The 10,936-nt window shown below is 43.3% G+C and carries 10 protein-coding genes and 1 pseudogene; 2 read left to right on the top strand and 9 right to left on the bottom strand.

Annotated features, from left to right (window positions below):
- The first annotated feature begins 106 nt into the window (after nt 1–106).
- On the top strand, nt 107–391 hold the full coding sequence (locus QZY09_RS11785; protein WP_295672626.1) for a hypothetical protein: 285 nt from the start codon (nt 107–109) through the stop codon (nt 389–391).
- 53 nt (nt 392–444) lie between these two features.
- The gene (locus QZY09_RS11780; RefSeq protein WP_096352910.1) at nt 445–993 is read left to right on the top strand and encodes a DUF4337 domain-containing protein; all 549 of its coding nucleotides are present in this window, start codon (nt 445–447) and stop codon (nt 991–993) included.
- A 261-nt stretch (nt 994–1,254) separates the two neighbouring features.
- Here QZY09_RS11780 and QZY09_RS11775 read toward each other — a convergent pair whose 3' ends face one another.
- The 9 genes and pseudogenes from QZY09_RS11775 to QZY09_RS11735 all read right to left on the bottom strand — a co-directional run bounded on the left by QZY09_RS11775 (nt 1,255) and on the right by QZY09_RS11735 (nt 10,890).
- Nucleotides 1,255–2,136, bottom strand: a complete 882-nt coding sequence (locus QZY09_RS11775) for a bifunctional 5,10-methylenetetrahydrofolate dehydrogenase/5,10-methenyltetrahydrofolate cyclohydrolase (protein ID WP_295672623.1) — start codon at nt 2,134–2,136, stop codon at nt 1,255–1,257.
- Between the two features lie 103 nt (nt 2,137–2,239).
- A pseudogene (gene lepA, locus QZY09_RS11765) lies at nt 2,240–4,027 on the bottom strand (translation elongation factor 4).
- A gap of 132 nt (nt 4,028–4,159) precedes the next feature.
- On the bottom strand, nt 4,160–4,918 hold the full coding sequence (locus QZY09_RS11760; protein ID WP_295672617.1) for a CPBP family glutamic-type intramembrane protease: 759 nt from the start codon (nt 4,916–4,918) through the stop codon (nt 4,160–4,162).
- Between the two features lie 4 nt (nt 4,919–4,922).
- Nucleotides 4,923–5,336 carry a hypothetical protein gene (locus QZY09_RS11755; RefSeq protein WP_295672615.1) on the bottom strand — a complete coding sequence of 138 codons (414 nt, stop codon included), beginning with the start codon at nt 5,334–5,336 and terminating at the stop codon, nt 4,923–4,925.
- Nucleotides 5,337–5,410: 74 nt separating this feature from the next.
- Entirely contained in the window at nt 5,411–5,488 is a 78-nt protein-coding gene (locus tag QZY09_RS24745; protein ID WP_367119213.1) for a hypothetical protein, read from the bottom strand.
- Nucleotides 5,489–5,580: 92 nt separating this feature from the next.
- The gene (locus tag QZY09_RS11750; protein ID WP_295672613.1) at nt 5,581–7,257 is read right to left on the bottom strand and encodes a hypothetical protein; all 1,677 of its coding nucleotides are present in this window, start codon (nt 7,255–7,257) and stop codon (nt 5,581–5,583) included.
- Nucleotides 7,258–7,391: 134 nt separating this feature from the next.
- The gene (locus QZY09_RS11745; protein WP_295672612.1) at nt 7,392–9,221 is read right to left on the bottom strand and encodes an ABC transporter transmembrane domain-containing protein; all 1,830 of its coding nucleotides are present in this window, start codon (nt 9,219–9,221) and stop codon (nt 7,392–7,394) included.
- 265 nt (nt 9,222–9,486) lie between these two features.
- The gene (locus QZY09_RS11740) at nt 9,487–10,005 is read right to left on the bottom strand and encodes a hypothetical protein (RefSeq protein WP_295672601.1); all 519 of its coding nucleotides are present in this window, start codon (nt 10,003–10,005) and stop codon (nt 9,487–9,489) included.
- A 102-nt stretch (nt 10,006–10,107) separates the two neighbouring features.
- A complete protein-coding gene (locus QZY09_RS11735; RefSeq protein WP_295672599.1) occupies nt 10,108–10,890 on the bottom strand; it encodes an SAM-dependent chlorinase/fluorinase in 783 nt (260 codons plus the stop codon).
- Between the last annotated feature and the right edge of the window lie 46 nt (nt 10,891–10,936).

Genomic DNA, 10,936 nt, shown 5'->3' with positions numbered 1-10,936 from the left:
TGTTGTTAGAATCAGTATAAAATGAAAATTTTGCCTGAGATTTCTTAGCTTTATACGTCAAAATAACTGATAAATTAAACCTAATTTTGCATTAAACGATTAAGCCATGATAAACCAGGTAGGTTATGATATCAATACGCTGGACGGTCCGGTGCACCTTACAATTATACCCGTAAACCAACTTTTACCGGGAGATGTTTATTATTCAACCGGTGTTTACAAATTAAGCGATGGCGTGGTCGGCATGGGGGATATTTCCTTCAACGAGGACATGAGCGAATGGACCTATGACGGCATTGGCGAACTTACTTACGAAGAAGCCGCACAGGTTGCTGAGTTTATTAAATATTACAAGGACCCAGAGGGCGCCGACCCTGATCTTCTTCAATAGCAACGCGACAATTCAACGAATACCAGTTTAATAGCCAAAATAAAAATATTTTTATGAGCGAAATAGAGAACTATTCAGAAAATATCCACGAACAAAGTAACGAGCACGCGCACCACATCCTCTCAGAAGGTAAAGAGCGCTGGGTGCTTTATGTGGCCCTCACTACCGCGGTAATTGCCGTGCTGGCAGCTATCACCGGACTTTTAGCAGGCGACCATTCTGACGAAGCTATGCTGGCGCAGATCAAATCCTCCGACCAGTGGGCCTATTACCAGGCAAAGGGCATTAAATCAGAAGTGCTGGCTGCGTCCAATAACCTGCTCATCGCAATGGGTAAAACACCTGCTGCAAAAGATACCGCAAAAGTAAGCGCCAATAAACGCGAGCAGGCCAAGATCAGTGAGGAAGCAAAGGCCCTGCAAAAGGAATCAGACGAGCATGTGGCCAAACATAAGATCCTGGCACGTGGCGTAACCCTCTTCCAGGTAGCTATAGCGATAGGGGCGATTTCTATCATCACCAAACGAAAGGCGCTGTGGATCGGCAGTATGGGGTTTGCCGCCATTGGGATCTTCTTTTTGTTACAGGGTACGCTGTTTTAAGGCATTTGACATACCGAAAACTTGGTGTTACGACCGAAACAATGAGGCTGTATCAAAAGTCTATGAACTAAAAAGCAAACGAAATAAAATTTGGACTTAGTGTTCTTAGTGAATACTTTGTGCCCTTAGTGGTTTGTTTCTTACCACAATGGGCATTAAGAAAGTACACTATGGTCACAAAGGCCTAAAGTTTCAAAACATAATTTGGTTGCCTTTCACATAGAGAGACTTTTGAGACAGCCTCAATAATAGTGGAGGCTTTTACGGGTAAACCTCTTTATTCGCCGATGCAAGGGTGTTTTTTAATAGCCCAATAATGGTCATCAAACCAACGCCACCTGGTACCTGGGTTATCCATGAAGCTTTTTGGGATACTCCTTCAAAATCAACGTCACCGAAAAGTTTAAAACCTGATTTGGTTAGGGTGGAGGTTTCGCGGTTCATTCCGACATCTATAACAACAACGCCATCTTTTACCATTTCGGCAGTGATAAAATTCTTTTTACCGATGGCTACGATCAATATATCTGCGTCCAGTGTGAATTTTTTGATATCAGGCGTACGGCTATGGCAAACGGTAACGGTGCAGTTGCCGGGGTAGGTATTGCGCGCCATTAAAATGCTCATCGGCGAGCCAACAATATTACTGCGGCCCACCACCACACAATGCTTGCCCGAAGTTTCGATATTATATTCTTTCAGCATCAGGGTGATGCCGTAAGGTGTCGCGGGGATGAAAGAGGGCAGGTTGCGCTGCATCCGGCCCAAATTAATAGGATGGAAGCCGTCCACATCTTTGCGGTGATCAATCTTCTCCGTTACTTTTTCAGGGTCGATGTGTTTTGGAAGGGGCAGTTGTACAATGATCCCATCGATATCTGCGTCAGCGTTTAGTTCAGCTACTTTGTTTAACAATTCTTCTTCAGTAACATCACTTTCATAACGTACCAATGAGGATTTAAAGCCCACCGCTTCGCAGTTTTTCATTTTGCTGGCCACATAAGTTTCGCTCCCGCCATCATGGCCAACCAGTACAGCAACCAAATGAGGTTTGCGGCCTGTTCTTTCCAGTATTTTAGCAGCTTCCACCGCTATTTCAACCTTAACTTTTTCTGCTACGTATTTTCCGTCTAATAATTGCATTTACAACCCCCTAACCCCCTAAAGGGGGAATAATAATTCAATATTTTAATGCCACACCACAATCTCGCTAATCAAAAGCTCCCCCTTTAGGGGGCCGGGGGGCTTAGTCTAATTTCAACACCGCCATAAACGCACTCTGCGGGATCTCCACATTTCCCACCTGCCGCATGCGTTTTTTGCCTTTTTTCTGCTTTTCAAGCAGTTTTCGCTTACGCGAAATATCACCGCCATAGCATTTGGCCGTAACGTCTTTACGCAAGGCCTTTACGGTTTCACGGGCGATGATCTTGGCGCCGATAGACGCCTGTATAATAATTTCAAATTGCTGGCGCGGAATTAGTTCCCTTAACTTCTCGCAAATCTTTTTACCGAAATCGTAAGAGTTTCCTCGGAAGATCAGGGACGATAATGCATCAACAGGTTCGGCATTTAAGCGGATATCCAAACGTACTAGGTCCGACCGGCGGTAACCAATCTGGTGGTAGTCAAATGAAGCTTAGCCTTTGGAAATGGTTTTGAGCTTATCATAAAAGTCGAAAACGATTTCGCCCATCGGCATTTCAAATATCAGTTCAACCCTGTCGGACGTTAAATACGACTGGTTTTTAATAAATCCACGTTTTTGGATACACAGCGACATTACCGGTCCAACAAATTCTGATTTGGTAATGATCGTCGCCTTGATATAAGGTTCTTCCACATAGTCGATCCTGCTTGGGTCGGGCAGGTCAGAAGGATTGTTTACAATAATAGGGTCGCCTTTGGTGGTATAAGCGATGTACGACACGTTCGGCACCGTAGTGATCACCGTCATGTCAAACTCGCGTTCCAGCCGTTCCTGGATGATCTCCATGTGCAGCATCCCGAGGAAGCCGCAGCGGAAACCAAATCCCAAAGCTGCTGAAGATTCCGGCTCAAAAACCAGGGCCGCGTCATTTAGCTGCAACTTGCCCATCGAATCACGCAGTTCTTCAAAGTCATCGGTATCCACCGGGTAGATACCCGCAAATACCATTGGTTTTACTTCTTCAAAACCTTGTATACCTGCTTCACAGGGACGATCAACATGTGTGATCGTGTCCCCAACTTTTACTTCCCGTGCTTCCTTGATCCCTGATATAATATAACCTACGTCGCCGGTTTTGATCACATCACGCGGCGATTGTTTTAATTTCAACGTACCTACCTCATCTGCATTGTATTGCTTTTCAGTAGCGAAGAATTTTACCTTGTCGCCCTTCCGGATCTCGCCATTAACCACCTTAAAGTAAGCCACGATGCCCCTGAAAGAATTAAAAACGGAGTCAAATATCAAAGCCTGCAATGGCGCCTTTGGATCGCCAACAGGGGGCGGTACACGGTGAACAATTGCCTTTAATATTTCATGCACGCCCATACCGGTTTTACCCGATGCGGCAAGTATTTCTTCCCTTTTGCAGCCGATCAGTTCAACGATCTGGTCTTTTACCTCCTCCGGCATAGCACCCGGAAGGTCCATTTTGTTAAGGATGGGGATAATCTCCAGGTCGTTTTCCAAAGCCAAATACAGGTTGGATATGGTTTGTGCCTGGATGCCCTGCGCCGCGTCAACGATCAGCAAAGCGCCTTCGCAGGCGGCGATGGAGCGCGAAACTTCATAGGAGAAATCCACGTGCCCGGGTGTGTCGATCAGGTTTAAAATATATTTCTGCCCGTCAAGCTCATAATCCATCTGGATGGCATGGCTTTTTATGGTAATGCCGCGTTCGCGTTCCAGGTCCATATCATCCAGCAACTGGGCCTGCGACTCGCGCTGGGTAATAGTATTGGTATATTCAAGCAACCGGTCGGCAAGGGTACTTTTGCCGTGGTCGATATGCGCTATGATACAAAAATTACGAATGTGTTCCATTGATCCGCAAAAATAGCATTTTAGGGGGATTTCACCGATTAGTAATTGTGATTACACTGATTTGTTTGTTGTATTATGACGAATATTGCAAAATCGTGCGGAAACGATGCTGCCAATGTTTAAAAAATAATTTTAAAGCAGCTGAAATATACACGCCGTTAAATTAAAACAGAAGTGAAAAAATACCCCGTACCACAGGGTGTTTTCTTTTATCCGCACAAAACCCAAAAAAAGCGCGAAGGGGATGAGCCAGAAAAGTGAAAGAAAACTCATGTGAATGATCGCAAACAGGAATGACGTGATATATACCGCCTGTTCTTTATCAGCAACCTTTAATAAGGTTTGTAATAGGTAGCCCCTATAACCCAGCTCTTCAAAAATAGCAGGTGCAATGGCCGTAAAGAATACCACTAGAAATGTACCAAATAAGTTGCCGTTTAAATGTTGAACATAATCATCATCCTTTGAATAAACAACCAGGTTGAGCCAATCAACCGAATAGTGTACCAAAACCTGCATAGCCATCGCTATAGCGGCGTATGCGGCTAATTTTTGCCACGAAAAGTTTTGCCATTTTAAAAGGGTTTTGCTTTCTTTCCAGTTTAAACTAAAAAATAAAACTGCGCTGATGGCCATTACGATATCCGAAAAAAGAAAAAACGAAAATGTCTTCAGGGCCTCGACAAATTGCGCCAATGCACAAACTACAATATCTATCCCAAAAAACAGGCCGGCCTGCTGAAGTAGTCCCCAGCTGTTTACGGGTGCATTTGTGTTTTGTGCCGATTGCCTGGCACCGCATTGGTTGCAGAATTTACCGTCCAAAGCAATCAATGTACCGCATTTAATACATGGTTTTTTATCCGGAAGTTCATCTTCAAGTGGCAGCAAAGGATCAGGATATGTTGTTTTCTTTTTTGATTTTTTCTATTTCAACTGCTGACTTTATGCCTAGTACAAGAAAAACAATAATGATGAATATTGTTATTATACCAAGCGGGCTGGCTTGCGGGCGTTCCGAAATATCGTACAGTTCAGCGATGATGTACAAACATAAGCCAGAAACAAAACACATTAAAGGCTTTTTTTTGCTGTATTCGCCCAATAACAAAAATATGATGCCTAAAATCAGGTATGGGATTACAAAAGCTAACACCTGAGGGTTATCCTGTAATTTAAAAAAGCCAATGATGGCTGCCAAGATGAAAAGACCGGATAAACAAAAAAGTGTTGTTGCCCCTTTGTCGATTCTGTTTTCAACTTTTTTCTTTATCTCAGCCTTATAATAATCTATCTTATTTTGCTTCAAGATAAAGGCGCTTTGTTCAACCTTTGTTCCCTTTATTGGGTAGCCACAATAGGCACAAAAAACGTCGTCGTTTTCTATTTCCTTAAAACATGCGTCGCACCGCGGAATAGGTGGAGGGGCTGGCGGCATAGGGTTTCCCATTTAGTATTAATAAGGTTACTGACCTCCGAATATAATCATAGATATTGACTTTGAAAATTATCCGGATAAAATCATTAAAGCTGCAAAATATTCTGCGTCAATATTATTTCATCCCTGCTTCAACAAACACCGGCGTCTCCGTAACCTCAATTTTTACTTTACCGTTAATGGTACTTACCTGGGTTTTATCCATCACATCAGCACCTGCTTTTGGGTGGTAAATATTGGCGGTTTTGGCTTTGCCGAGATCAAGGATATAGGTGCCTTTTCTGCCGGTTTCATCAGGGATCGTAAGCACAAACATCGTTTTTTTGCCCAAAGTATACTGGTCAACCAGCGGGTCCCTGCTGATGGTTTTTATATAATTGTAATCGCCCATCAGTTTGGTTGTTTGCAATATATAGTCAGCAGCAGGGCGTCGTTTTATACCTTCATTTAGGCCGGAAGTTGCGTATTGCGAAGTACCGCCGGCATGATCGTCAAACAATTGGTAAAAAAATACCCGTTTTATGCCGTAGCGGATGTACAGCAACGATGTCCTTAAAATCCAGTCGGCCTGGTCCTGCAATACGGTTTTGATGCCGATGGACTCGGCCTTTTGGTAACTTTCCTGGTTGATATCGTAACCGGTTTCGGTTAGCCAAACTTCCGGATGCTGGGGCAGGCTGTTGGCCAGTTTTACAAAATCATTGGCGATGCTGCCATTGTTTGATAATTCGGGGGCAATACCTGTCGTGGCACGCTTATGCGTCCTTACATCGCCATTATTGGAATATAAGTGATAATTGATCACATCAAAACAAAGGTTAATACTGCCGTCCTTTTTATATCCCCGGTGAATTTTGCACCAATCGATCATCCTTTGCACATATTTAATGTCTGCGGAAGCTAAACCGCCCATGACCACCTGCATATTAGGATCGGCTGTTTTTACCCCGGCATCCGGGCCCAGTTTGCCGATATTGCCATCATAAAAAGCCGACATGTTTGCGGCATACTGCTCTGCATTCTGGTGGGTTTCGTCGCCGCCCCACCAGCGATCGCGTTCGTTTCCACATTCTATATATTTAATCAGGCCCATGCCAATATTGGGTTGATTTGGGATATCGTCGTTCCAGCGTTTTTTGGTCACTACTTTAACCTGCGATTTGTCGACATTTTTATTGTAGCCATACCGCGCAGCAAATTGAAAGGCCATTTTTGCCTGGTCGATATACGATGCCGGATCTTCCAGGCTTTTGCCATAAATTACCGGGGCGTTGTCATTATCCTTTGAACTGGCAGGGTAGGTGTTAATCATCCATTGCGGTATGTTTTTAAGATCGGCCAACACTAAAATGCCGTCTTTTTTACAGCGTTCATAAATAACGTCGTAGTCCCAGCCTCCACTTAGTGCCGGGTTAAAGGAGTAATCACCTTTATTGCCGCCTTCCATCCGGTTCCAGTTAAGGTAATGCCGTACCGCGCTGAAAGTTTTAATCAGCACCATATTGTCTTCATAAATATGTTTCCTGTCGTTTGGGCTTCCCGGGTTTTCCTCAAAGTTCCATTCATAGGCATTTATGCCAAACATATTTTTTAACGGAACCGGTGCGCCCGGGCGTACATAGTTGAGTGGTGGTTGATTGATCAGGTTAATTTTGTTGGTATCTGGTGTATCCGCGGCCGTGATACTTTTTACGGCGATGCTGTCAGCTTCGGAGTTTTCGTTATTGCAATTGCATAGGAATACAATGGCTGATATGGTCAATATATTTTTCAAACGAAATATCATAGGCATAAATATGGGCATTTATACGGGAAGATATATCAAGAGTTATTGTCTTAACACGATTTTCGGATTTTAAAGATTTATAGGATCGATATAACTTACATCCTGTTAATCGCTCCAACCTTAAAAATCGTGTCCAGACCTTACCCAATTTCAAACTGCAGCCCGCTCAAATACCGGTATAAGCCGGATTCATTGCTGATCAGTTCTGCATGGTTGCCTGATTCAATGATCTTTCCTTTTTCAAGCACGATGATCTTATCCGCTTCGCGGATGGTGGAAAGCCTGTAGGCGATGATGATGGAAGTGCGATCCTTCATCAGTTCCTCCAGGGCCTCCTGAACCAAACGCTCCGATTCTGAGTCGAGCGACGAAGTCGCTTCATCAAGGATAAGGATAGATGGATTTTTAAGCAGCGCGCGTGCAATAGCGATCCGCTGGCGCTGCCCGCCGGATAGTTTTACCCCGCGTTCACCTACAATCGTATCATATTTTTCAGGGAAAGCATCAATAAACTGGTGCGCGTTGGCCCGTTGCGCGGCCTGGATGATCTCTTCTTTAGTGGCGCTTAATTTGCCGTAAGCTATGTTTTCCAGTATCGATCCTCCAAACAACATTACGTCCTGCGGCACAATGGCCACCTGGTTACGGATATCAGTGAGGGTATATGCGTCAGATGATATGCCATCAAAAGAAATAACCCCGCTCTGCGGGTGATAAAACTGCAGTATCAAAGCCGCCATGGTTGATTTACCGGAACCGCTCGGGCCAACGATAGCAACCTTTTGGCCGGCATCGGCTTTAAATGAAATTGCTTTTAATACCGTGATTTCCGGGCGCGATGGATAGGAGAAAATCACCTTGTCAAAAGCAAGATTTCCTTCGATTTTTTGTTGGATCACATTATCTGATTCGCGGATCGAGACTTCTTCGCCCTTTTCTTCCAATATTTCCAATACACGTTCACTTGCGCCTACCGCTTTTTGTACATTGGCGTAAAGGTCGGGGAAGCTGCCCATAGCGCTGCATACGAAAGTTGAATACAAGGCAAAAGTAAATAGCTGGCCGACCTGTAGTTCATGATGGCTCACCAGGATACAGCCATAACTAACTATTGTCACAATAGCGCCAAACAGGAAAAAAACTACAAAGGACACAAATATACCGCGGTATTTAGCGCCACGGATAGCAATGTCGGCCACCTCCCTGATGTTTTTTCCGTAGCGGCCGGCTTCAAATGCTTCATTTACAAAAGCTTTTACATTGGCAATACCCTGTAATGTTTCTTCGATAATGGTATTTGATTCGCCTAGTTTATCCTGGGCCTGTTTGGATATTTTGCGGATAAATCGCCCGAAGAAAATGGCAAATACGATTAAAGGCGGCAACAGGATCAGTAAAGCGAGGGCTAGTTTTACGGAGATCACCGCCATAAAAACGATGCCACCGATCATTAAAACCGTTTGCCTGATCATTTCGGCAATGGTCGTAGTCAATGTATCCTGGATCTGCGAAAGATCGGCGGAAATCCGGCTGTTCAATTCGCCAACCCTGCGGTTGGAGAAAAAATTCATCGGCAACGTGATCAGCTTAAAATAAGTATCCCTGCGGATATCAGCCAGCGACCGTTCGGCAACGTTTACAAACCATAAGATCCTGAAAAATGAAACTATCGCCTGGCAAAACAATACGATCAATGCAAGGGTAAGTATGCCCCCGATGGTCTTGGGTAAAATACCGGCACGAACATGCTTTCCGCTTGCCGTATCGATCAAAGCCCCGATAAATGATGGAAATGCCAGGCCTACCAGACTTGATAATAACAAAAAAAACAAAGCGGCCATAAACATGCCCCTGTAGGGCCTGATATAGGCCAACAGACGTTTTACTTTATTTAAAGTTTCCTTGTTTAATTTCGCTTTGGGTAGTTCTGCTTCGGGTTTATTGCTGCTGTTAAGTCGTCCTCTGGCCATTTAATGGTGTTAAATTTCTTTTGTTATAAAGATAAGACGATTAATAGTCATAAACATTTTAAATCTTATAAGCTGAAAACGATTCGTTACAATTACTAAAAGCCATGGTTCAATAAACGGATATACTTCATTTTGTTGCGTTGCGCAACACACGCAACAACCTGTAACAAAGTAATAAAATACTTATAATCAACAATTTAACTACTGACAATATTTTGTCACTGACAAAATATTGTCAGTAGTTTTTCTGTTTTGGCTGCTTAAATTAAGCATTTACTTTTCGTGGGCGTGTTAACAGGAATAAAAGTAAAACCAGCATCGCGGCCAGCGCGATGATAAAAGCACGGATTGTTTTTTCTTCATCCGCTTCCTGTTTTTGTGCTGCTGTTTTAAGCTGGTCAACCTGGTTTCGTAACTTATTGATCGTGGTCATATAGCCGATCCTGCTTTCTTCAACTTCTGACGAGTGCGTTTGTACCTGGGTTTGCTGAAAAGCGCGGAAATCAAGCAGGATCTTTAATTGCTTATAAATGTCATTATCTGTTTTGATGATATCAATTAAAATATCATTCGACCGGCGGATGTCTTTTTTCGTCTGAAGTCCGAAAATGCCGGTATGCATCGCCAAACTTTCACCGTACTGCCCGAATTTTTGAGTTCGTAGTGCAAGCATTCCGTTAATTTTTGATCGTTGCAACTGGTAGGCAAGTGAATCGCTGTTTTGCTGGGCGCGGGCGCCAACCGTTAATAAAATAAAAATGATAAAAAAGGTGTATTTTTTCATGCGGTTTAATAGTTGATTAACGCTATTGCAGGGCATTGGTTTTGTCAATTGCTATTTAGCATGAATTTGTTGCCTGTCAAATTGCCCCGGACAACGTAGAACTTACTGATCATGGAAATCAATAACTACCGTATCGCCAAGGTTAAGGCCAAGTAAACCACTGGCATTACCCTTATTTATAGCAATCTCAAGGTGGTCGCTGATTCCGAAAAGGCATAATTTTTCGCCTTCGGGAACTTCGTTATAATGCCAGCTGAGGTGATTGATCGTTTCATTACGTTTAAAAGAAAGCAGGAAACGCCGCCCCTGTTGAACAGAAGTAAAAAAGTCTTTGGTGATATTAGTGATCACATTTTGGAAGGAATCAATATAAATGACCGCGCCTTTGATGAGGTTTTTTTCAATAACAGGTTGCAGGTTCATTTTTTTCTCGATCTCAACTACGCGAAGGCCAATTTCTGAAAGCTTGCCATTATTGGCCAGGTGGCAGGCAGCTTTCACGAAAATATCAGCCAGCGGGAAATGCAGGAATTTAAGGTCCTGCATAATATTTAATTCAAATATTTCTTCCGGTTCGGTATCAAACATCAGCGAAAAGATCCCGTTGTCAGCGCCAACAAAATAATGGTTTTTGTACCTGATCGCCAGGTAACGGGTCTCCTCGTTATATACCGTATCAATGCCAATAAGGTGTACAGTATCCTCCGGGAAGTAGTAATAACTATTTTTTAATATGAACGCAGCCTGCTGAATATTATAGGCGGCAACACTGTTGGTAATGTCAACAATGTTCACCGTGGGCAATAATTTAAGGATACTTCCTTTAAGGGCAGCCTGATAAATATCTTTATCGCCTAAATCTGTTGTTAATGTTATTATTGCCATTAATATTTTAAATTTTTATTGCTAATCTTGTAGAAGCATTAGATGC

Origin of the sequence: uncultured Mucilaginibacter sp. (assembly GCF_903913935.1) — a bacterium.
In the GTDB taxonomy this organism is placed as follows: Bacteria; Bacteroidota; Bacteroidia; order Sphingobacteriales; family Sphingobacteriaceae; genus Mucilaginibacter.
This window is presented reverse-complemented; position numbering and strand designations above follow the sequence as displayed.